Below are 21926 nucleotides of genomic sequence, written 5' to 3'. Positions count from 1 at the left end.
CGCGGCCGGGCCTGAACCACGCGTCATCGCGCACTCTCTACCGCCCACTCTTCATCGCCCCCGAGGGCAAGGTCAGCCAGCACATGAACCCCATCGAAGGACACCTCACCACCCGCAGCCCGCTCCACGACATCCTGGCGCCCGGCGGCATCGCCGTGGTCGGCGCCTCCGCCGACCCCACCAAGCGCGGCTACAAGGCCATGGTCGGCCTGATCAAGGATGGCTACCGGGGCGAGATCTACCCGGTCAACCCCAAGGCCAACATGATCCTCGGGGTCAAGGCGTGGCCCTCGGTCACCGCCATTCCCGGCAACCCCGCCCTGGCGCTGATCTGTACCCCGGCGGCCACGGTGCCGGGGCTGATCGCCGAGTGCGGGCGGCGTGGCATCAAGGGCGCGGTGATACTGGCCAGCGGCTTCGCCGAGATCGGCGGAGAGGGGGCCGAGCTCGAGCGCGAGATGATGGAGAAGGCCCGCGCCCATGGCGTGCGCATCATCGGCCCCAACACCTCGGGCATCTTCAACCTGCACCATCGGGTCAACCTGCTGTCGCTGGACAACGTCAAGCCCGGCGGCGTGGGCATCATCTCCCAGTCCGGCAACATGCTGCTGTCGCTGGCACTCGAGGCCCAGTACAACGGCAACGTGGGCTTCTCCACCTACGTGGGCCCCGGCAACCAGAGCGACATCGGCTTCAACGACTACCTGCGCTACCTGGGCGAAGACGAGAACACCCGGGTGGCGACGCTCTACGTGGAGGGCTTCCGCGACGGGCGCAAGTTCCTCGACGTGGCGCGAGAGGTGACCGCCATGAAGCCGGTGGTGGTCTACAAGTCCGGCTCCACCGAGGCGGGCCAGAAGGCGGCCAGCTCCCACACCGGGGCGCTCGCCGGCAGCTATGCCATGACCGTGGACCTGCTCAAGCAGGCCGGGGTCAGCGTGGTGCAGCACTCCGACGAGATCCTGCCGGTGGCCGAGGGGCTGGGCCTCTTGCAGAAGGCGCGTGGCAAGCGGGTGGCGGTGATCTCCGACGGCGGCGGCCAGGCCACCATCGCCTCCGACCGCCTGGCCGAGGCGGGCCTCGAGCTCGCCGAGCTCTCCGAGTCGACCCGCCAGCAGCTGCGCGACGTGCTCTTCCCCCAGGCCTCCACCGTCAACCCGGTGGACGTGGCCGGCTCCACCGACGCCAATCCGTCGCTCTTGGCCACCTGCATGGAGATCGTTGCCGCCGACGACAACGTTGACAGCGTCTTCCTGGTGGGCATGTTCGGCGGCTACAGCATCCGCTTCGCGGAATCGCTGCTGGGCGACGAGATGCGCGGCGCCGAGGCGATGGTGGACCTCTCCAAGTCGACCACCAAGCCGCTGGTGATCTACAGCCTCTATACCCCCATCAAGCCGCCGGCGCTGCGTCGCCTGCACGAGGCGGGCCTGCCCATCTACGCCTCCATCGAGCATGCGGTGCGGGTGCTGGCGGCCCTGGGCGAGCGTGGCCAGTACCTGGCCCAGGTGGAGCGTCAGAGCCGCGAGCGCAGCGTCGAGCCGCTCCCCGAGCTCACCGCGCTGTTCCGTGAGGCCCGGGCCGAGGGCCGCGACCTCTTCGAGTACGAGGCCAAGCGGCTGCTGCGCGACCACGGCATCGAGGTGCCCCTGGAGCTGGTGGTCAGAAACGAGGCGGAGCTGGCGGAGGCCGCAGGGCAGTTCGGCGAGACGCCGCTGGCCATGAAGGTGGTCTCCCGGGATATCCTGCACAAGTCCGACGCCGGCGGGGTGAGGCTCAACGTGGTGGGCGAGGGCGCCATGCGCGAGGCCCGTGAGGCGATCCTCGCGTCCTGCCTGGCCTATGACGCCGACGCGGAGATCGAGGGCATCCTGGTCACGCCCATGGCGAAGAAGGGCGTCGAGGTGATCCTCGGGGTGATCCGCGACCCCATCTTTGGCCCGGTGCTGATGTTCGGCCTCGGCGGCATCTTCGTGGAGATCCTCGAGGACGTGGCCTTCCGCGCCATTCCGCTGTCGCGGCGCGACGCCGAGGAGATGGTGGATCAGATCAAGGCCAGGAAGATCCTCGACGGCGTGCGCGGCGAGAAGGCGGTGGACAAGGCCGCCCTGGTCGACCTGCTGCTCAAGGTATCGCGCATCGTCGAGGCCTATCCGGAGCTCTCCGAGCTCGACCTCAACCCGGTGATCGTCAACGCCGACGGCTATGCCGTGGTGGACGCGCGGGTTATCGTGGAACGCGACGATTCAGCCGACAGGGAAGCCCATTGATGAGCCAGACGACCCCGCCCAGCCTGCCCCAGCTCACCGACGCCCGCCTGACCCTCGAGGGTCGGGTGGCGACCCTGACCCTGGCGCGCCACGACGTGCGCAACGCCCTGACCGGCACCGCCCTGGTCGAGGACATCGTCGCCGTGGCCCAGTGGGTCAACGCCTGCGACGCCGTCTCGGTGCTGGTGATCACCGGCGAGGGCAGCGCCTTCTCCGCCGGCGGCAACGTCAAGGACATGGCCAACCGCGGCGGCGACTTCGCCGGTGACGTGGCCGAGGTCTCGGCCCGCTACCGCCGTGGCATCCAGCGCATCCCGCTGGCGCTGGCCGAGGTGGAGGTGCCGATCATCGCCGCGGTCAACGGCCCGGCCATCGGCGCCGGCTTCGACCTGGCCAACATGGCCGATATCCGCATCGCCTCGAAGAAGGCGAAGTTCGGCGAGACCTTCCTCAACCTGGGGATCATCCCCGGCGACGGCGGCTCCTGGTTCATGCAGCGCCTGATCGGCTACCAGCGCGCCTTCGAGCTGACCCTCACCGGCCGGGTGATCGACGCCGAGGAGGCGAAGGCCTACGGCATCGTGCTCGAAGTGACCGAGCCCGAGGCGCTGATGGCGACGGCGGGCGAGCTCGCCGGCCGCATCGCCGCCCAGCCGCCGAAGGCGACACGCCTCACCAAGCGGCTGATGAAGATGGCCCAGCGCACCGAGCTCAAGGATTTCCTCGATCTCTGCGCGGTCTTCCAGGGCATGTGCCACAACGAGCCCGAGCACCTGGAGGCGGTCAACGCCATGCTGGAGAAGATGGCGAAATAGCGCCTCTCGCAGCAGGCCGTGAGGCCTGGATTCGAGTCTACAGCGCGCCCGGCTTCGGCCGGGCGTCGTCGTGTCGGAGGGGTAACGGTCGGTTTCCGTGCAGAAAAGACTTGTCGGCGGGCGGCCCGGCTGGCGATGCTGAAGGCCTGATCTCTCACAGGGAAGTGACGCCATGGCCGACAGCACCCTGGTCTTCATCGTCCTCGGGCTGACCCTTGCCGCCTTCGTCTGGGGGCGCTTTCGCTACGACCTGGTGGCGCTCGCCGCGCTGCTCGGCTCGGTGATACTGGGGCTGGTGCCCGGCGAGCAGGCCTTCCTCGGCTTCGGGCACCCGGCGGTGATCACCGTGGCGGCGGTGCTGGTGCTCAGCCGCGGCTTCGAGCGCTCCGGGGTGGTGGACGTCATCGCCGAGCAGGTGCTCCGGGTGGGCGAGCGGCTCTTCCTGCAGCTGCTGGTGCTCACCGGCACCGTGGTGGTGCTCTCCGGCATCATGAACAACGTCGGCGCCCTGGCGCTGCTGCTGCCGGTGGCCATGCGCCTGGCCCGGGAGCACGACGCCTCGCCGTCGATCCTGCTGATGCCGCTGGCCTTCGGTTCGCTGCTGGGGGGGCTGACCACCCTGATCGGCACCCCGCCCAACATCATCATCGCCAGCTACCGCGGCTCGGTCACCGGCGAGAACTTTGGCATGTTCTCCTTCTTCCCGGTCGGCGCCGCGGTGGCACTGGCGGGGCTCGCCTTTATCGTGCTGCTGGGCTGGCGCCTGACCCCGAAGCGGGCCGGCAAGGCGTCCACCGAGGCGATGTTCGATACCGCCAACTACCTGGTGGAGTTGCGCGTCGGGGAGGAGTCGAAGGCCAACGGCCTGACCCTGCGCGAGCTGCAGCAGGAACTGGAGGAGACCATTCCGGTGCTCGCCGTGGTGCGCGACGAGAAGAAGCGGGCCGGCCACGCCTTCTTCGGCACCCTCCGGGAGGGGGACATCCTGCTGATGGAGGCGGGCCCCGATGAGATGAAGCTGCTGGAGGACAAGGCGGGGCTGCGACTGGGCAAGGACGCCGAGGAGGAAGAGCAGGGAGCCGACGAGAAGGAGGAGACCGAAGCGGGCCTGAAGGCGGAGTCGCCCAGCGTGGACTCGAGGCAAGCGCAGGTCGAGGAGAAGGCCGGGGAGGAGGCGGAGAGGGAAAAGGAGAAGGAAGAGAAGCGCGGCGTGGATACCGAAGGGCTGCAGCTGGCGGAGGCGGTGGTGCGCAACGACTCCATGATGGTCAACCGCACCGTCACCCAGCTGCGCCTGCACAACCAGTTCGGCCTGCACCTGGTCGCAGTGGCCCGGGACGGCGGGCGCCTCAAGCAGCGCCTGCGGGAGGTTCGCTTTCGCCCCGGTGATGTACTGCTGCTGCAGGGGGGCGAAAGCGAACTCGCCGAGAGCCTGGCCACCCTGGGCTGCCTGCCGCTCGCCAGCCGCAACCTGACCCTCGGCCAGCCGCGCATGCTGCTCGCCTCCATTGCCATCTTCGCTGCCGCCATCCTGGCGATGATCTTCGACCTGCTGCCGGCGGCCGTGGCACTCTCCCTGGCCGCGCTGGTGGCGCTGCTGGTGGGGGTGCTGCCCCTGCGCGAGGGCTACCAGGCCATCGACGGGCCGGTAATCGTGCTGCTCGGCGCCATGATTCCGGTGGGCCAGGCGCTGGAGACCAGCGGAGGGGCGACGCTGATCGCCGAGGCCATGCTCGCCTGGGGGGCCGAGTGGCCGGTGATCGTGACCCTGGTCGGTCTTTTCGTGCTCTCCATGGTGCTCTCCAATATCGTCAACAATGCGGCCGCGGCGCTGCTGATGGCGCCCATCGCGGCCAGCCTGGCCAGCGGCTTCGACGCCTCGGTGGACCCCTTCCTGATGGTGGTGGCGGTGAGTGCCTCCTGCGCCTTTCTGACCCCCATCGGCCACCAGTCCAATACCCTGGTGATGGGCCCAGGCGGCTATCGCTTCGGCGACTACTGGCGGCTCGGGCTGCCGCTCTCCCTGGTGGTGCTGGCGGTAGCCATTCCCATGATCCTGCTGGTCTGGCCGCTATAGACGAAACGCCCCGGCACAGGGCCGGGGCGTTGGATGACGGCGGTGACTAGAGGCGTCAGGCCGCCTGGTGGCGCAGCACCTTGGACTTGTCGATGACGAAGGCGTCGTATTCGAAGTCGTCCACGGTGAGCAGCTCCAGCACCTGGGCCTCGCGCTCGCGCATAAAGGCGGCGTCGTCTGCCGTGATCAGCCCGGCCTCCAGGGCCGCCTCCACCCGCTGCTCGGGGTGCAGGGCATCGGCGGGCAGCTCGCCCTTGGCGAAGGCCTTGTTGACGGTGCGGTAGAGCGCCTCGGCGCGCTCCTGGGACGCCAGCAGGGCGTTGTAGTGCGCCAGGAAGTTGGGCTGGCTGCCGTCGTCGGCCGACCAGGTGTTGGCCAGAAGCTTCGTGCGCAGGGCGGTGTCGCGGGAGACCGCCTGGGCGATGGCGCGGGCCAGGTCGTCATGGGGGCGCTTGAAGCGCTTGCCCCGCGGCATCACCGCCAGGCGCAGCCCGCAGGCCAGTGCCCGGTTGGGCAGGTTGTCGAACAGCTCGTCCAGGGCCTGCTCGGCGCGGCCCAGCAGCCACTGGCAGCTGTAGTGAAAGAGCGCCGCTTCACCCTCGACCCTGTCGCCCTCGTGCCACTGCTTGATCACCATGGAGGCGAGGTAGAGGTTGGCGAGCACGTCACCCAGCCGCGCCGAGAGCATCTCGCGCTGCTTGAGGGTGGAGCCGAGACTCGCCATGGCGGCATCGGCGCAGAGCCCGAAGCCGGCGGAGAGCCGCGCGATCTCCTGAGCGTAGCGCTTGGCCTCGCCCTCGAAGGGGACCGCGGGGCGGCCTAGCCCCAGGCCCTGGGTGAAGGCGCGGGCGGCGTTGCCGAAGATCAGGCCGGCATGACCGAAGAACGCCTTGTCGAAGGCCCGGACATCATCGGCGTCCCGGGCGGCCAGTTCCTCGAGCACGTAGGGATGGCAGCGGATGGCGCCCTGGCCGAAGATCATCAGGTTGCGGGTCATGATGTTGGCGCCTTCCACGGTGATCGCCACCGGGTTGGCGCTGTAGCCGATCGCCAGATAGTTGCGCGGCCCAAGCGTCACCGCCTTGCCGCCGTGGATATCCATGGCATCGCCGAGGATTACCCGCTGGAACTCGGTGAGCTGGCTCTTGAGGATGGCGGAGGGCACCGCTGGCTTCTCGCCGCGGTCGATGGTGTTGGCGGTCTGGTAGACCGCCGCCTGGGCGATATAGCCCAGCGCCGTCATGCGCGCCAGGGGCTCCTGGATGCCCTCCATCTCGGCCACGGGCACGTTGAACTGGCGGCGGATGCGGGCGAAGCCGCCGCTCCAGCCGATGGCGTAGCGGGCGGTACCGGTGGCGCCGGAGGGCAGGGTGATGCAGCGCCCCACCGAGAGGCACTCCACCAGCATGCGCCAGCCCTGGCCGATCATCGCCTCGCCGCCGATGATGGTGTCCAGGGGCACGAAGACATCCTTGCCCCTGATCGGGCCGTTCAGGAAGGGGCTGCCGATGGGGTGGTGGCGGCGGCCGATCTCCATCCCTGCGGTGTCGCGGGGAATCAGCGCCAGGGTGATGCCGCGATCCTCCTCGTCGCCCAGCAGCTTCTCCGGGTCGAAGAGGCGGAAGGCCAGGCCCACCACCGTGGCGATGGGGGCCAGGGTGATCCAGCGCTTCTCGAAGTTGAGGCGCACGCCGAGCACCTCTTTGCCGTCGATGGTCTGCTTGCAGACCACGCCGGTGTCGGGCAGCGAGGTGGCGTCACTGCCGGCACGCGGGCCGGTCAGGCCGAAGCAGGGGATCTCGCGGCCGTCGGCCAAGCGCGGCAGGTAGTGGTTCTTCTGCTCGTCGGTGCCGTACTTGAGCAGCAGCTCACCCGGCCCGAGGGAGTTGGGCACGCCCACCGTGACCATCAGAGTCTCGTTGACCGAGAGCTTCTGCAGCACCAGGGACTGTGCCTTGGCGGAGAAGCCCAGGCCGCCGTAGGCCTTCGGGATGATCATGCCGAAGTAGCGCTCCTGCTTGAGGTGGTCCCAGAGTTCCTGGGGCAGGTCGGCGCGCTCCTTGGCAATGTCCCAGGCGTTGCACATGCCGGCGGCGACGGAACACTGGTTGTCGATAAAGGCCCTCTCTTCATCCGTGAGCCCCTCGTCGCGGGCGTCCAGCAGCGCCTGCCAGTTCGGCTTGCCGGTGAAGAGCTCGCCGTCCCAGGCCACGCTGCCGGCCTCCAGCGCCACGCGCTCGGTGTCGGAGACCTTCGGCGACACCTTCTTGAACATGGCGAAGAGGCGCGGGGTCAGCCACTTGCCGCGCAGGGCCGGCAGGCCGGCCGCGGCCACGACCAGGGCGCCGACCAGCAGCAGCAGGCCCAGCAGGGAGGAGGCGAGGAGCAGGCTGGCAAGGCCGGTGACGGCGAGCACCGCCAGGGCGGGCAGGGCGCCCGCCTCGCGGCGCATCACCGCCAGCAGGCCGACAACGGCCACGATCAGCAGGATCAGGGTGAGCATGGAGAGACTCCGGTTGTTGTGAGAAGCAGGTATTCGAACAGATGTTTGAATTCTTGCAGACTAGTCCGCTTCAATGCAACCGGCCAGTGGCATGACTCTTGGCTAAGGCTTTGGAGAGGAGCGAGAGGCGCCGGGGATAGGCCGTAGAGGGGGTCCTATGCCAGGGGTGAGGAGCACTGCTCCGAACGGGCTGGCCATGGATGGCCAGCACCGGGCCTGCAAGCGGCACTGCTCCGAACGGGCTGGCCATGGATGGCCAGCACCGGGCCTGCAAGCGGAGCGGGACGCGAGAGCGAAGCAGGGCATCGGTAGCGCCCAGGGAGGGGTTCACAGCGCCCCCTCATAGGCCTGTCGCCGGGAAAGCCTCGAGCGTAGTAGCCATCTTCGACTGTCTGGAATCCGAATAAAAGCCCCGCGCTGCAGGGCAGGGCGGGGCGCTGGAGGCGACGAAAGGCGGCGCTATGTCGCGAGGCGGCGCTGCGGCTCGCCTCGGGCGGGGGCATTGCCCGCCACGTAGTAGGGGGCGTCGCTTCTCGGCAGCGGTTCGCGGCCGCGGATCCGGTCGGCGATCTTCTCGGCGAGCATGATGGTCGGGGCGTTGAGGTTGCCGGTTGGGATGAGGGGAAACAGCGAGGCGTCCACCACCCGCAGTCCCTCCACGCCGTGCACCCGGCCCTGGCCGTCCACCACGGCGTCGTCGCCCTCGCCCATGCGACAGCTGCCGCAGGGGTGGTAGGCGGTCTCGGCATGGGCGCGCACGAAGGCATCCAGCTCGGCATCGGACTGCACCTCGGGCCCTGGGGAGATCTCACGCCCGCGGTACGCATCGAAGGCGGGCTGGGCGATGATCTCCCGGGTCAGGCGGATGGCGTCGCGGAACTCCTGCCAGTCCTTCTCGGTGGACATGTAGTTGAACAGGATGCTGGGTGGGGCCTCCGGGTCCCGGGAGGTGAGGCGGATGCGGCCGCGGCTCTCCGAGCGCATGGAGCCCACGTGGGCCTGGAAGCCGTGGGCCTGCACGGCGCTCTTGCCGTTGTAGCTGATGGCGATGGGCAGGAAGTGGTACTGCAGGTTGGGCCACGCCTCCCGGTCGTTGGAGCGGATGAAGGCGCACGCCTCGAACTGGTTGCTGGCGCCGATTCCGCGGCCGAGGAAGAGCCACTCGGCGCCGATCTTCGGCTGGTTCCACCACTTCAGCGCCGGGTAGAGGGAGATCGGCTGCTTGCACTCGTACTGGATGTACATCTCCAGGTGGTCCTGGAGGTGGGCACCGACGTTCTCGTTGACCTGCACCGCCTCGATGTCGAACGCCTCGAGCACCTCGGCTGGCCCCACGCCGGAGCGCTGCAGGATCTGCGGCGAGGCGATGGCCCCGGCGCAGAGCAGCACCTCCCGATGGGCGCGCACCCGCTGCGTCTGGCCAGCGTGGTGATACCGCACCCCCACGGCGCGCCTGCCCTCGAACTCGATGACGTCGGTGATGGCGCGGGTCTCGATGGTCAGGTTCTTCCGCTGCCTGGCCGTGTCGAGGTAGCCCCGGGCGGTGGAGGCGCGGCGCCCTTTCGGGGTCACGAACCGGTCCATGGGGCCGAAGCCCTCCTGCTGGTAGCCGTTGACGTCCTCGGTCTCCGGGTAGCCGGCCTGCTTGCCCGCCTCGATAAAGGTGCGATAGAGCGGATTGTTGCCCGGCTTTCTATCAGTGCGCGGCGTGGTGACGCTCACTGGCCCGTCGCCGCCGTGGTAGGCGTCGGGGCCGATGTCGCGGCTCTCGGCCTTCCTGAAGTAGGGCAGGCAGTCGGCGTAGGTCCAGTCTTCGAGGCCCGGGGCCTGGGCCCAGCCGTCGTAGTCCAGGGCGTTGCCGCGGATGTAGCACATGCCGTTGATCAGCGAGGAGCCGCCCAGCCCCTTGCCGCGGCCGCACTCCATGCGCCTACCGTCCATGTGGGGCTCGGGGTCGGTCTCGAAGGCCCAGTTGTAGCGCTTGCCCTGCAGCGGGTAGGCGAGCGCCGCCGGCATCTGGGTGCGGAAGTCGAAGCGGTGATCGGGGCCGCCGGCCTCCAGCAGCAGCACGCTCACCTCGGCATCCTCGGTGAGGCGCGCGGCCAGCACGTTTCCGGCGGAGCCGGCGCCGATGATGACGTAGTCGTATTCGCGAACGCGGGACATGAATTCTCCTCAGAACACCGATGCGAAGGGGCCCATCTCCACCTGCACCGACTTGGTCTGGGTGTAGTGGGCCAGCGTCTCGACGCCGTTCTCGCGGCCGATGCCGGACTGCTTATACCCACCCACCGGCATCTCGGCGGGAGACTCCCCCCAGGTGTTGATCCAGCAGATGCCCGCCTCCAGACGGTGGATCACCTGGTGGGCACGGTTGAGGCTCTCGGTGAACACCCCGGCGGCCAGGCCATAATGGGTATCGTTGGCGCGGCGGATCACCTCCTCCTCGTCGTCGAAGGCGAGGATCGCCATCACCGGGCCGAAGATCTCCTCGCGCACGATACGCATCGCGTCGGTGCAGTCGGTAAACACCGTGGGGGCGGCCCAGGCGCCCGCCGACCAGTCAACCCCGGCGCCGTCGCTGCGAGCCCAGGCGTCGCCGCCGGCCAGCAGCCGTGCACCCTCTTCCTGGCCCAGGACGATATAGGAGAGCACCTTGGCCTGATGCTCGAAGCTCACCAGAGGGCCGAAGTTGACGGCAGGGTCCAGCGGGTCGCCGGCGCGGATGCGCGCTACGCGCTCCTTGACCTTCGCCTCGAAGTCTTCCTTCACCGAGCCCTCGACGAAGACCCGAGTGCCGTTGGTGCAGATCTGACCGCTGGAGTAGAAGTTGGCCATCATGGCGGCGTCGGCGGCGCGGTCCAGGTCGGCATCGGCGAAGACGATCAGGGGCGACTTGCCGCCGAGTTCCATGGTCACCTCCTTGAGGGTGGAGCCGCCGGCGGCGGCCATCACCTTCTTACCGGTACCCACCTCGCCGGTGAAGGAGACCTTGGCGATTCCCGGATGCTCGGTGAGCAGGGCGCCTACGCTGCCATCGCCGTGGACCACATTGAAGACGCCATCCGGCAGGCCCGCCTCGGTGAAGATCTCGGCCAGCTTCATGGCGGTGAGCGGGGTCACCTCGCTGGGCTTGAAGACCACGGCGTTGCCGGCGGCGAGCGCGGGAGCGGCCTTCCAGCAGGCGATCTGGATCGGGTAGTTCCAGGCGCCGATGGCGGCCACCACGCCCAGCGGCTCGCGGCGGGTGTAGACGAACGAATCCTCGCGCAGCGGGATCTGGGTGCCCTCGATGGCGGCGGCGAGGCCGGCGTAGTATTCCAGGGCGTCGGCGCCGGTGACGATGTCCACCGCGGCGGTCTCGCTGATCGGCTTGCCGGTGTTGCGGGTCTCGAGCTCGGCGAGTTCGTCGTTGCGCTCCCGGAGCAGTGCCACGGCGCGCTGCAGGACGCGCCCACGGGCCATGCCGCTCATGGCGGCCCATTCGCGCTGGCCGCGCCGGGCGGCGGCCACGGCGGCGTCCACATCGGCCGCCGAGGCCTGCTGCACCTCGGCGAGTCGGCTGCCGTCGAAGGGGTTCACGACCTCGAAGGTCTCGCCGGCGGTGGCATCCACCGCGCGGCCGTCGATGTAGAGGGGCAGAGGGGTTGGAAATGCCATGGGGCTCTCCTTCATGAATCGGTTGAGGGGGCGGCGTCGAGGAGCTGGTCCAGAGTGGCCAGCGCCACCCGGCGGGCCGCGGCGGCGTCCAGGCCCTCGGGGGTGAGGGCGCCGCGCAGCCAGAGGCCATCGATCATGGCGGCCAGGGCGTGGGCCGCCTGGCTGGCCTGGGCGCGGGGCATCAGGCGCCGGAACTGGGCGCAGAGGTTGGAGTGCAGGCGGCGGTCGTTGACCTGCTGCAGGCGCTGCAGGGACGGCTGGTGCATGCTGCTGGCCCAGAAGGCCAGCCAGGTCTTGGCTACCGGGCCGGTGACCTGGCTGCGATCGAAGTTGCCCTCGATGATGGCCCGCAGGTGCCCCCGGGGGGTGTCATCCTCCAGGGCCTGGCGGCGGGCGGCCACGGCGTCGCCCAGGTCGCTGAGGATCTGACGCATGGTCGCCTCCAGCAGGCCGTCCTTGCCGCCGAAGTAGTGGCTGATGATGCCGGCCGAGACGCCGGCATGGCGGGCGATTCGCGCTACCGTGGCATCGGCCAGGCCGACCTCGTCGATGGCGGCCATGGTGGCCTTGATCAGCTGCTGGCGGCGGATGGGTTCCATTCCGACCTTGGGCATCCCTGGCTCCTTCTCTGCTGTTTCTGTTGGACCCTGATCCCAGAGTGCCATTTTTTTATTGAACGTTCAATCAATAAAGATTCCCTGTCGTCCGCCCTTGCCAAGCGGGGGCGGTATGGGCATAATGCTGCCCGTTGATTGGCACCCGGCGTGCCCTTCGGCCTTGGCTACGTAGCTCAGCTGGTTAGAGCACATCACTCATAATGATGGGGTCCCCTGTTCAAATCAGGGCGTAGCCACCAGATACTCGAAACGCCCGCTTGGCTCCTGGCCAGGCGGGCGTTTTGTTTTCGGGGGCGCCGCAGGGGGAGGGAAGGGCGCTTCCCCTTGACCTTCAGAAGCGAATCCGTATACTACGCCCCGTGTTCGACGCCGTTCCCGGATAGCTCAGTCGGTAGAGCAAGTGACTGTTAATCACTGGGTCGCAGGTTCGAGTCCTGCTCCGGGAGCCAACGTCGCCTCGAACACGCTGCTGAAAAGCCGTGATTCCTCGATAGCTCAGTTGGTAGAGCAAGTGACTGTTAATCACTGGGTCGCAGGTTCGAGTCCTGCTCCGGGAGCCAACGTCGCCTCGAACACGCTGCTGAAAAGCCGTGATTCCTCGATAGCTCAGTTGGTAGAGCAAGTGACTGTTAATCACTGGGTCGCAGGTTCGAGTCCTGCTCCGGGAGTCACCGTCGCCTCGAACACGCTGCTGAAAAGCCGTGATTCCGCGATAGCTCAGTTGGTAGAGCAAGTGACTGTTAATCACTGGGTCGCAGGTTCGAGTCCTGCTCGAGGAGCCATCAGCTTTGTTGATGCATAGCCATCAGCCTGGTTCGATGAATCGCCATCAGCCGCATCTTCTTTGTTCCCGGATAGCTCAGTTGGTAGAGCAAGTGACTGTTAATCACTGGGTCGCAGGTTCGAGTCCTGCTCCGGGAGCCATCTTAAGTTCGTCATCCTGATCCGATCCGCTGGTTGAGTACGCTCGCCGGTGCTTCTGCGTGTCTGTCTTTCTGGTACGGCCTGTCTGGTACGGCCTGACTGGTACGGCCTGTCTGGCGCGGCGAAGCCGAAGCAAAAAAGAGCGCCGCCAAAAAGAACGCCGCCCCGAGGGGCGGCGTGATGGCGTGTCGAAGGGCGGGGTGGCTCAGTCGCGATTGGCCAGCCGGTAGCCCTCGCTGCTGAGCAGGGCGAAGTCCAGCAGGATATGGGCGGCTTCCTGCACCTGAACCTGCTCCACCGGCTCTTCGTCGTTCTCCTCGCTGCGCGCGTCGATCCACTCCTCGAGCATGTCCAGGCCCAGGGCCTGGCGGCGCTGGTTCTCGAGACCCAGTTGCTCGGCCTCCTGCTCCTCGACCTCGCGCTGGCGCTGTTCGCGGTTGAGGCTGACGCTGGTGGTCTGCTCGCGCAGCCGGCGATTGAGCTCCGCCTGCTGGGTCAGGTAGCGGAAGTTCGGGTGCTCCGCGGCGCGGCTGCGGTGGCGGTCCTTGATGGACTCCAGGTAGCGCCACGGCTCGCCGTAGTGGCGGTACTGCACCGAGCGAACGGTATCCCAGTCCAGGGCGTTGTCCAGGCTGCTCTCGCCGATCAGCTCGGGATCGATCAGGCTCGGGAAGATGATGTCCGGCTCCACGCCGCGGTGCTGGGTGCTGTCGCCGGAGATGCGGTAGAACTTGGCGCGGGTCAGCTTGATCTGGCCGTGGGAGAGTTCGTTGAGCGTCTGCACCGTGCCCTTGCCGAAGGTCGGGGTGCCCATCACCAGGCCGCGGCCGTAGTCCTGGATGGCGCCGGCGAAGATCTCCGAGGCGGAGGCGGAGAGGCGGTTGACCAGCACGCCGAGCGGGCCGTCGTAGAGGGTGCCTGCCTCGGTGTCGCCGTAGAGGCTGATGCGGCCGCGGGCATCGCGCACCTGCACGGTGGGGCCGCGATCGATGAAGAGCCCGAGCAGCGAGTTGGCCTCCTGCAGGGCGCCGCCGCCGTTGTTGCGCAGGTCCAGCACGATGCCCTCGATGTCCTCCTGCTTGAGCCGCTCGATCTCCCGGGCCACGTCGCGGGTGGTGCTGCGGAAGTCCTCTTCGCCGGCCTGCCAGGCATCGAAGTCCACGTAGAAGGTGGGGATCTTGATCACGCCGATGCGGTGCGGGCCGTCATCGCGCTCGATCTCGATCACCTTGCCCTGGGCTGCCTGGTCCTCGAGGTTCACGGTGTCGCGGGTGATCTCGACGATGCGCGAGCGGGTCATGTCCACCGCCTGGGCGGGCACCACGTCCAGGCGCACCACCGAGCCCTTGGGTCCGCGGATCAGGTCGACCACGTTGTCCAGGCGCATGCCCACCACGTTGACCATCTCACCCTCTTCCTGGCCCACGGCGATGATGCGGTCGGCGGGCTCCAGTGCGCTGGCACGCTCGGCGGGCCCGCCGGGTACCAGGCTGGCGACCTTGACGTACTCGCCATCGGACTGCAGTAGGGCGCCGATGCCCTCCAGGGAGAGGCGCATCTGGATGTCGAAGGACTCGCCCTGGCGGGGCGAGAGGTACTCGCTGTGGGGGTCGATGCTGCCGGTCACCGCGGCCATGAAGAGACCGAAGATGTCCTCCTCGTTGGTCTGGCGCACGCGGTTGAGCTGCCCCTCGTAGCGCTGGCGCAGGTTCTCTTCCACCTGCTCGTCGTCCTGGCCGCTGATGGCGAGCGTCAGAGCGGCGTTCTTGAGGCGCTTGAGCCAGAGGTCGTCGAGCTCGTCGAGGCTCTCGGCCCAGGGCGCTTCGTCGCGGTCCAGGGTCAGGCGCAGGTCGCTGTCGTAGCTGAAGCCAAGCCCTTCGTCGAGCCGGGCCAGCAGCCACTCGAAGCGCGTCTCGGCGCGCTCGTGATAGCGATGATAGAGGGCGTAGATCTCATCCAGTTCGCCGTCGAAGATGGCGTCGTCGATGCGTTCCTCGAGGTGGCGGAAGTCGGCGACATCGTCGGCCAGCAGGAAGGCGCGCTGGCCGTCGAGGACATCCAGGTAGCGCTCGAAGGCCTGGCGCGACCAGGCATTATCCAGCTGAATGTCGGCGTAGTGGCCATAGCGCAGCGATTCGGCGACTTCCACGGCCGCCTGACGCTGGGCATCGGTGGGTTGCGGCTGCGCCAGGGCAACGCCGGCGACCAGCAGCAGGCCGACCAGGGCGGCGGCTGGACGTCCCAGTTGGGCAAGCAGGCTCATCAATGAAGCACTCCCGGTTTCATGTACACTCTAATTCCCTTGACCCTTTCGGGGCCCGCGAGTTGCGTAGGCCGAAGGGCTATTGTAGCAGCATCCCTCGTCATCTCATGACACCTGTTAGCATCCCATGCCACCTGTTAGTAGAGGAATTCATGTCCCAGGACGATCTCATCGAGCGTCTGCTCGACTTCCTGCGTCGCTCGCCCACGCCCTGGCACGCCGCTGCCAGCATGGCGGCACGGCTCGAGGCGTCGGGTTTTCGTCGCCTCGACGAGCGTGAGCCCTGGCGGCTTTCGCCCGGCGAGCGCGTCTATGTGACCCGCAACGACTCCTCGATCATCGCCCTGCAGCTTCCCGAGGGGGAGCTGGACGCGCTGCGCATGATCGGTGCCCATACCGACAGCCCGGGCCTGCGCCTCAAGCCCAGTGCTGCCCAGACCAGTGCCGGCTGGCTGCAGCTCGGCGTGGAGACCTATGGTGGCGTGCTGCTGGCCCCCTGGTACGACCGCGACCTGGGGCTGGCCGGGCGGATCCATGTGCGCCATCCCGATGGGCGCCTGGAGGGGCTGCTGCTCAGCGTGGAGCGTCCCGTGGCGATCATCCCGAGCCTGGCGATCCACCTGGATCGCGACGTCAACCAGGGGCGTCCGATCAATGCCCAGACCCAGATGGCGCCGGTCTTCCTGCAGGGCGGCGAGAATGCCGACCTCGAGCGCCTGCTCAAGGGCTGGGTTGCGGAGCAGCACGGCCTGACGGAGGTCGAGCTGCTCGACTTCGAGCTGGCCCTCCACGACATGCAGCCGCCGGCGCGGATCGGCGTGGCGGGCGAGCTGATCGCCAGTGCGCGGCTCGACAACCTGCTCTCCTGCTTTGTCGGCCTCGAGGCGCTGCTGGCCTCGGATGGCAGGCAGGGTGTCGTGCTGGCCGCCAGCGACCACGAAGAGGTGGGCAGTGCCAGCGCCTGCGGCGCCCAGGGGCCCTTCCTGGGCGACGTGCTGCGTCGTGTCAGCGAGCAGCTCGGCGGGGGCGGGGAGGGAGGCTTCATCCGGCTGATCCAGGCCTCGCGGATGATCTCCTGCGACAACGCTCACGCGCTGCACCCCAACTTCACCGACAAGCACGATGCCGCTCACGGGCCGGCGCTCAACGGCGGGCCGGTGATCAAGGTCAATGCCAACCAGCGCTATGCCACCAACAGCGCGACCGCGGCCATGTTCCGTGACCTGTGTCGCGAGGCCGAGGTGCCGGTGCAGACCTTCGTGACCCGGGCCGACATGGGGTGCGGCAGCACCATCGGGCCGATCACCGCCACCGAGCTCGGCGTGCCGACCCTCGACGTGGGGGCTCCCCAGTGGGCGATGCACTCCATTCGCGAGACCGCAGGCGCGCGCGACGTCGAGTACCTCACCCGCGTGCTGACTGCCTTCTGCAACCGTTCCGAGCTTGCCTGAGCGGGTTTGATCCCGGGCGGGAATGCACCAGGACGAAAAGACCCGGCGCCAGTGGCGCCGGGTCTTTTCGGTATCTGGTGGCTACGCCCTGATTTGAACAGGGGACCCCATCATTATGAGTGATGTGCTCTAACCAGCTGAGCTACGTAGCCAGCGGCGCGTAATTTAGCCTCCAGGGCGGCAGCTGTCAACTCCCTGATGTGTAAGGCATCGGAAGGTGCAGGGCGGTCGCGGGAGGTGCTTGACACTCGAGGGGGCGCTCAGTAACATACGCGCCACCTCGACGAGCCGAGACATTGTGTCCCATTCGTCTAGTGGTCCAGGACACCGCCCTTTCACGGCGGGAACAGGGGTTCGAACCCCCTATGGGACGCCACTCGACTCATCAGGTGCCGGAGTGCAAGAAAGCGCGGGAATAGCTCAGTGGTAGAGCACAACCTTGCCAAGGTTGGGGTCGCGAGTTCGAATCTCGTTTCCCGCTCCATCTATCCTCAGGTAGGTAGAGCAGAGCAGGTAGGAGGGTCGCGAGCTGGAACGCCAGCCCGGTCGAATCTCGTTTCCCGCTCCATCTACCGTAAGGTAGGCGGAATCAGCTTTAAACGGCTTATTGCGTCCCATTCGTCTAGTGGTCTAGGACACCGCCCTTTCACGGCGGGAACAGGGGTTCGAACCCCCTATGGGACGCCACTCTTCCGGTAGCAGCAAGCGGTGCGATCAAGCGGGAATAGCTCAGTGGTAGAGCACAACCTTGCCAAGGTTGGGGTCGCGAGTTCGAATCTCGTTTCCCGCTCCATGCGTCCCATTCGTCTAGTGGTCTAGGACACCGCCCTTTCACGGCGGGAACAGGGGTTCGAACCCCCTATGGGACGCCACTCTTCCGGTAGCAGCAAGCGGTGCGATCAAGCGGGAATAGCTCAGTGGTAGAGCACAACCTTGCCAAGGTTGGGGTCGCGAGTTCGAATCTCGTTTCCCGCTCCATGCGTCCCATTCGTCTAGTGGTCCAGGACACCGCCCTTTCACGGCGGGAACAGGGGTTCGAACCCCCTATGGGACGCCACTTCGCTCGCATTGGCGGTACTCGACAAGCGGGAATAGCTCAGTGGTAGAGCACAACCTTGCCAAGGTTGGGGTCGCGAGTTCGAATCTCGTTTCCCGCTCCATGTCGGTCTGCGCCAGGCCAAGCTTGCGGTCACGAGCTGGAACGCCAGCCCGGTCGAATCTCGTTTCCCGCTCCATGTCGTGAAAATCGTTCAGCCAATTCCCACCAGATATTTCGATGCTTGCCCCCGTGCAGGCGTTTTTGCGTTCCCGGCCGGTGGGCTCAGGCTGCCGGTGGCTTGAAGTGGCCCCGCAGCGTCCCAATATCCTAAGGCCTTTGCGGCATACCGCTTTCGAACCTCGAACCGATCAAGGATTGCCAATGGCCGAACCGGCTCTCTCCATCCGTGGCCTCACCAAGGTCTACGGCAATGGCTTCGAGGCCCTCAAGGGCATCGACCTCGACGTCGCCGAGGGCGACTTCTTCGCGCTGCTGGGCCCCAACGGCGCCGGCAAGTCCACCACCCTGGGGGTGGTCTGCTCGTTGGTGCAGAAGAGCGCCGGCAAGGTCTCCATCTTCGGCATCGACATCGATCGCGACTTCCCCCGCGCCAAGTACCACCTGGGCGTGGTGCCCCAGGAGTTCAACTTCAACCAGTTCGAGAAGGTCATCGATATCGTGCTGGCCCAGGCCGGCTACTACGGCATGCCGCGGCGCGAGGCGCTGCCCCGCGCCGAAGAGCTGCTGCGCGACCTCGGCCTGTGGGACAAGCGCAACGGCAGCGCGCGCATGCTCTCGGGCGGCATGAAGCGCCGCCTGATGATCGCCCGCGCCCTGATGCACCGGCCTAGGCTGCTGATCCTCGACGAGCCCACCGCCGGCGTCGATATCGAGCTGCGCCGCAGCATGTGGGACTACATGCGCCGCATCAACCGCGAGGAGGGCACCACCATCATCCTCACCACCCACTACCTGGAGGAGGCCGAGAGCCTCTGCCGCAACGTGGCGATCATCAACCACGGCGCGATCGTGCGTAATACCGGCGTGCGCGAGCTGCTCGCCGAGCTCGATACCGAGACCTTCCTGCTCGACCTCGCCGCCCCGGTCGAGGCCGCCCCCGAGCTGCCCGGCTTCGAGGTCAGTCGGGTGGAGCCGGCCCAGCTGGCGCTGGTGGTGCATCGTGGCCAGCGCATCAATGACGCCTTCCGCTCCTTGAGTGAGCTGGGCATCGAGGTGGTCTCCATGCGCAACCGTGCCAACCGCCTCGAGGAGATGTTCGTCTCCATGGTGGAGCAGGGCAACGACGCCCTCGACAAGGCCGCAGCCGACGCGGAGGCCCGCCCATGAACCCGACCCAGACCGCCATCGCCCTCTGGACCCTGGTGCTCAAGGAGATCAAGCGCTTCACGCGGATCTGGCCGCAGACCCTGCTGCCGCCCTCCATCACCATGACCATGTACTTCATCATCTTCGGCAGCCTGATCGGCTCGCGCATCGGCGAGATGGACGGCTTCAGCTACATGGACTTCATCGTGCCGGGGCTGATCATGATGGCGGTGATCACCAACAGCTACTCCAACGTGGCCTCGAGCTTCTTCTCCAACAAATTCCAGCGCTCCATCGAGGAGATGATGGTCTCGCCGATGCCCAACTGGGTGATCCTGCTGGGCTTCGTGCTGGGCGGCATGGCCCGCGGCCTGGGGGTCGGCCTGATCGTCACCATCGTGTCGCTATTCTTCACCCGCATCAGCGTGGCCCATCCGCTGCTGACCATCGGCGTGGTGGTGCTCACCTCGGCGCTCTTCTCCATCGGCGGCTTCATCAACGCCCTGCTGGGCAAGAAGTTTGATGATATCTCCATCGTGCCGACCTTCATCCTCACGCCGCTGACCTACCTGGGCGGGGTCTTCTACTCGATCTCGCTGCTGCCGGCCTTCTGGCAGGGGGTGTCGATGCTCAACCCCATCCTCTACATGGTCAATGTCTTCCGCTATGGCTTCCTGGGCGTCTCCGACATCCCGGTGGGCTGGGCGCTGGCCGCCATCGTCACTTTCATCACCGTGCTGTTCGGCGTCGCCCTGTGGATGCTGGAGCATGGCAAGGGGATCCGCTCATGAACCACCATCGTCCCGATACCCTGGCGCATGCGCCCCTGGGTCGCGAGTCCGCCTATCCGGAGCGCTACGACCCCACGCTGCTTTATCCCATCCCCCGCGCCGCCAACCGGGCGCCGCTGGGGATCGCGGAGGGTCCGCTGCCCTTCGTCGGCGAGGACGAGTGGCACGCCTTCGAGGCGAGCTGGCTCAACGCCCGTGGCAAGCCGATGGTGGCCGTGGCGCGCTTCCGCCTGCCGGCGGACTCCCCCAGCTTGATCGAGTCCAAGTCCTGGAAGCTCTACCTCAACAGCCTCAATCAGACCCGCTTCGCGAGCCGCGAGGCGGTCATCGAGACCCTCGAGCGCGACCTGGCCGCGGCGGCCGGCGCGCCGGTGGCGGCCGAGCTGTTCGCTGTGGATGATGAGGCGCTCATGCCGCGCCGGCTGCCCGGCGAGTGCCTGGATGAGCTGGATATCGCCGTGGAGGCCTACACCCCCAGCGCCGAGCATCTGGCGGTGGGCGACGAGATCGTCGAGGAGACGCTGCACTCCCATCTGCTCAAGTCCAACTGCCCGGTCACCGGCCAGCCCGACTGGGGCAGCGTGCTGATCCGCTATCGCGGCCCCAAGCTCGACCGCGAGGGGCTCTTGCGCTACCTGATTGGCTACCGACAGCATCAGGATTTCCACGAGCACTGCGTGGAGCACATCTTCATGGACCTCCTGACGCATGCCCGGCCCGAGCGGCTGCTGGTGCTGGCGCGCTACGTGCGCCGCGGCGGGCTCGACATCAGCCCCTGGCGCGCCACCCCCGGCGAGCGCCCCCCCGAGCCACTGCGCCTGGCGCGGCAGTAGCGCCCCGGGTGGAGCTTGGATAGAGTGCCTTGAACCCACGCCAACAGGAGCACGACATGGATGCGATGACGCTGCTGCACGAACGCAGCTCCATGGGCAAGCTGATGGGGCCGCCGCCTTCGCCTGAGCAGCTCGAGGCGATCTACCGGGCGGCCCTGCGCGCCCCGGACCACAAGGAGCTGCGCCCCTGGCGTTTCATCGAGTTCTCCGGAGAGGGGCTCTCCCGCCTCGGTGAGCTGTTCGCCGAGGCCGAGTATCGCGAGGATCCCCACGTGGGGGACGCCGCCCTCGATGCCGCGCGCAAGAAACCCCTGCGTGCCCCCATGGTCATCGCGGTGATCGCCAGGGTGACCCCGGACCTCCCCAAGGTGCCGAAGATCGAACAGGTGATCTCCGCCGGCTGCGCCGCCCATGGCATCCTGCTGGCGGCCCACGCCCTGGGCCTCGGCGCCATGTGGCGCAGCGGCAAGTACGCCTTCGACCCCACGGTGCGCAAGGGGCTGGGCCTCGAGGAGGACGACGAGGTGGTGGCCTTCCTCTACCTCGGCCAGGTCGGCGGACGCCACCGGCCGATCCCCGAGCATGAGATCGACGCCTTCGTCGAACGCTGGCGCTGAGGGGAAGGGCAGATGCGCGAGATCGGCAAGCCTCACCCGCGGTTACCGCTCGCCGCCCCCGGCGAGGAAGATGACCCTGCACGCTTCCTGGCCTGGCTCGGCGAGGCGATCCCCCTGGTCGAGCAGTTGGGCATCCGCGAGATGCGCCGCGACGGCGAGTGCCTGATGTGGGAGCTGGACCTCTCGCCCAGCCTCAACGACAAGGGCACCGGCTTCGGCGGTGCCCTCACCGCTCAGACCACCCTGCTGGGCTGGTGCTGGACGACCCTCTGGCTGAGACGCCGGGGGCTGGCCCGTGATGTGGTGGTGGCCGAGGCCAGCCAGCGCTTCCTGGCGCCGGTCACCGGTGACTACCGCCTCGAGTGCACGCCGGAGGAGGAGGGCGGGCCCGCGCGCCTCGTCGACCAGCTCGCCGAGAAGGGGCGCGGGCGCATCCTGCTGCGCCAGCGGCTCTGGTGCGGCGAGACCCTGTGCCTGGAGGCCCGCGGCGACTATGCGGTCCTGGCGGAGCGCCGAGTGGAAAACGGCTTGCAATCCGGCACTTGAGGCGATAGGATACGCGCCGTCCTCAAGGGAAAGGCAGCGCCCTTCCCGACAGGGCAACAATGTGGAGAGGTGTCCGAGTGGTCGAAGGAGCACGCCTGGAAAGTGTGTAAGTCGAAAGGCTTCGAGGGTTCGAATCCCTCCCTCTCCGCCACAGAATATCGAAGAAGCCGCTGAGCCATCAGCGGCTTTTTCCG

Annotated in this window: 14 protein-coding genes and 16 tRNA genes; 24 read left to right on the top strand and 6 right to left on the bottom strand. The window is 67.5% G+C overall.

The annotated features are described in order from the left end of the window. The first annotated feature begins 83 nt into the window (after positions 1 to 83). From D1793_RS01385 to D1793_RS01375, 3 genes are all read left to right on the top strand, one after another. Positions 84 to 2270, top strand: a complete 2187-nt coding sequence (locus tag D1793_RS01385; protein WP_119020553.1) for an acetate--CoA ligase — start codon at positions 84 to 86, stop codon at positions 2268 to 2270. Further along, positions 2270 to 3085, top strand: coding sequence for an enoyl-CoA hydratase-related protein (locus D1793_RS01380; protein WP_119020552.1), 816 nt, complete (start codon positions 2270 to 2272; stop codon positions 3083 to 3085). The genes D1793_RS01385 and D1793_RS01380 overlap by 1 nt, the downstream gene beginning before the upstream one ends. A 172-nt stretch (positions 3086 to 3257) precedes the next feature. Then, a complete protein-coding gene (locus tag D1793_RS01375) occupies positions 3258 to 5162 on the top strand; it encodes an SLC13 family permease (protein ID WP_119020551.1) in 1905 nt (634 codons plus the stop codon). 55 nt (positions 5163 to 5217) lie between these two features. Here the strand turns inward: D1793_RS01375 and D1793_RS01370 are convergent, their stop codons facing one another. The 4 genes from D1793_RS01370 to betI all read right to left on the bottom strand — a co-directional run bounded on the left by D1793_RS01370 (position 5218) and on the right by betI (position 11939). Next, complete coding sequence (locus D1793_RS01370; RefSeq protein WP_119020550.1) at positions 5218 to 7665, bottom strand: acyl-CoA dehydrogenase; 2448 nt, start codon at positions 7663 to 7665, stop codon at positions 5218 to 5220. A gap of 459 nt (positions 7666 to 8124) precedes the next feature. Beyond that, positions 8125 to 9831: a choline dehydrogenase gene (gene betA, locus D1793_RS01365; RefSeq protein ID WP_119020549.1), complete on the bottom strand. Its 1707-nt coding sequence runs from the start codon at positions 9829 to 9831 to the stop codon at positions 8125 to 8127. Between the two features lie 9 nt (positions 9832 to 9840). After that, positions 9841 to 11325 (bottom strand): betaine-aldehyde dehydrogenase, encoded by a 1485-nt coding sequence (gene betB / locus D1793_RS01360; RefSeq protein ID WP_119020548.1) that lies wholly within the window; start codon positions 11323 to 11325, stop codon positions 9841 to 9843. A gap of 11 nt (positions 11326 to 11336) precedes the next feature. Beyond that, positions 11337 to 11939: a transcriptional regulator BetI gene (gene betI, locus D1793_RS01355; protein WP_205527607.1), complete on the bottom strand. Its 603-nt coding sequence runs from the start codon at positions 11937 to 11939 to the stop codon at positions 11337 to 11339. 165 nt (positions 11940 to 12104) lie between these two features. On the opposite strand from betI, the gene D1793_RS01350 reads away from it, so the two are divergent. From D1793_RS01350 to D1793_RS01325, 6 genes are all read left to right on the top strand, one after another. Then, positions 12105 to 12181: transfer RNA gene (locus tag D1793_RS01350), tRNA-Met, on the top strand. A 134-nt stretch (positions 12182 to 12315) separates the two neighbouring features. Continuing rightward, positions 12316 to 12391 (top strand) — tRNA-Asn (locus tag D1793_RS01345). Positions 12392 to 12426: 35 nt separating this feature from the next. Next, positions 12427 to 12502 (top strand) — tRNA-Asn (locus tag D1793_RS01340). A 35-nt stretch (positions 12503 to 12537) separates the two neighbouring features. Further along, a tRNA-Asn gene (locus D1793_RS01335) sits at positions 12538 to 12610 on the top strand. A 38-nt stretch (positions 12611 to 12648) separates the two neighbouring features. Next, positions 12649 to 12724: transfer RNA gene (locus tag D1793_RS01330), tRNA-Asn, on the top strand. Positions 12725 to 12790: 66 nt separating this feature from the next. Next, a tRNA-Asn gene (locus tag D1793_RS01325) sits at positions 12791 to 12866 on the top strand. Positions 12867 to 13071: 205 nt separating this feature from the next. Here D1793_RS01325 and D1793_RS01320 read toward each other — a convergent pair. Further along, positions 13072 to 15129, bottom strand: coding sequence for a carboxy terminal-processing peptidase (locus D1793_RS01320; RefSeq protein WP_119020547.1), 2058 nt, complete (start codon positions 15127 to 15129; stop codon positions 13072 to 13074). A 152-nt stretch (positions 15130 to 15281) separates the two neighbouring features. Between D1793_RS01320 and D1793_RS01315 the strand changes: the two genes are divergently transcribed. Next, positions 15282 to 16580 carry a M18 family aminopeptidase gene (locus D1793_RS01315; protein WP_119020546.1) on the top strand — a complete coding sequence of 433 codons (1299 nt, stop codon included), beginning with the start codon at positions 15282 to 15284 and terminating at the stop codon, positions 16578 to 16580. Between the two features lie 75 nt (positions 16581 to 16655). Here D1793_RS01315 and D1793_RS01310 read toward each other — a convergent pair. Beyond that, positions 16656 to 16732, bottom strand: a tRNA-Met gene (locus D1793_RS01310). A 148-nt stretch (positions 16733 to 16880) separates the two neighbouring features. On the opposite strand from D1793_RS01310, the gene D1793_RS01305 reads away from it, so the two are divergent. The 14 genes from D1793_RS01305 (at position 16881) to D1793_RS01240 (ending at position 21883) form a co-directional block, all read left to right on the top strand. Next, positions 16881 to 16956, top strand: a tRNA-Glu gene (locus tag D1793_RS01305). A gap of 33 nt (positions 16957 to 16989) precedes the next feature. Further along, positions 16990 to 17064 (top strand) — tRNA-Gly (locus D1793_RS01300). Between the two features lie 127 nt (positions 17065 to 17191). Further along, positions 17192 to 17267, top strand: a tRNA-Glu gene (locus tag D1793_RS01295). Between the two features lie 31 nt (positions 17268 to 17298). After that, a tRNA-Gly gene (locus D1793_RS01290) sits at positions 17299 to 17373 on the top strand. Between the two features lie 3 nt (positions 17374 to 17376). After that, a tRNA-Glu gene (locus tag D1793_RS01285) sits at positions 17377 to 17452 on the top strand. Positions 17453 to 17483: 31 nt separating this feature from the next. Then, positions 17484 to 17558: transfer RNA gene (locus tag D1793_RS01280), tRNA-Gly, on the top strand. Between the two features lie 3 nt (positions 17559 to 17561). Next, positions 17562 to 17637: transfer RNA gene (locus D1793_RS01275), tRNA-Glu, on the top strand. Positions 17638 to 17665: 28 nt separating this feature from the next. Further along, positions 17666 to 17740: transfer RNA gene (locus tag D1793_RS01270), tRNA-Gly, on the top strand. A 260-nt stretch (positions 17741 to 18000) separates the two neighbouring features. Further along, positions 18001 to 18966: an ABC transporter ATP-binding protein gene (locus D1793_RS01265; protein WP_119020545.1), complete on the top strand. Its 966-nt coding sequence runs from the start codon at positions 18001 to 18003 to the stop codon at positions 18964 to 18966. Then, entirely contained in the window at positions 18963 to 19736 is a 774-nt protein-coding gene (locus D1793_RS01260) for an ABC transporter permease (protein WP_119020544.1), read from the top strand. Before D1793_RS01265 ends, D1793_RS01260 begins: the two co-directional genes overlap by 4 nt. Beyond that, positions 19733 to 20569: an NADPH-dependent 7-cyano-7-deazaguanine reductase QueF gene (gene queF / locus D1793_RS01255; protein WP_119020543.1), complete on the top strand. Its 837-nt coding sequence runs from the start codon at positions 19733 to 19735 to the stop codon at positions 20567 to 20569. Before D1793_RS01260 ends, queF begins: the two co-directional genes overlap by 4 nt. 56 nt (positions 20570 to 20625) lie before the next feature. Continuing rightward, positions 20626 to 21186 (top strand): nitroreductase, encoded by a 561-nt coding sequence (locus tag D1793_RS01250; RefSeq protein ID WP_119020542.1) that lies wholly within the window; start codon positions 20626 to 20628, stop codon positions 21184 to 21186. A 12-nt stretch (positions 21187 to 21198) separates the two neighbouring features. Beyond that, positions 21199 to 21732: a YiiD C-terminal domain-containing protein gene (locus tag D1793_RS01245; RefSeq protein WP_119020541.1), complete on the top strand. Its 534-nt coding sequence runs from the start codon at positions 21199 to 21201 to the stop codon at positions 21730 to 21732. Positions 21733 to 21795: 63 nt separating this feature from the next. Then, positions 21796 to 21883 (top strand) — tRNA-Ser (locus D1793_RS01240). Positions 21884 to 21926: the final 43 nt, after the last annotated feature.

It is taken from the genome of Halomonas sp. JS92-SW72, from assembly GCF_003547075.1.
Lineage (GTDB): Bacteria > Pseudomonadota > Gammaproteobacteria > Pseudomonadales > Halomonadaceae > Halomonas > Halomonas alkalicola.
Note: the sequence above shows the minus strand (reverse complement) of the source record. Positions and strands in the feature narration are given on the sequence as shown.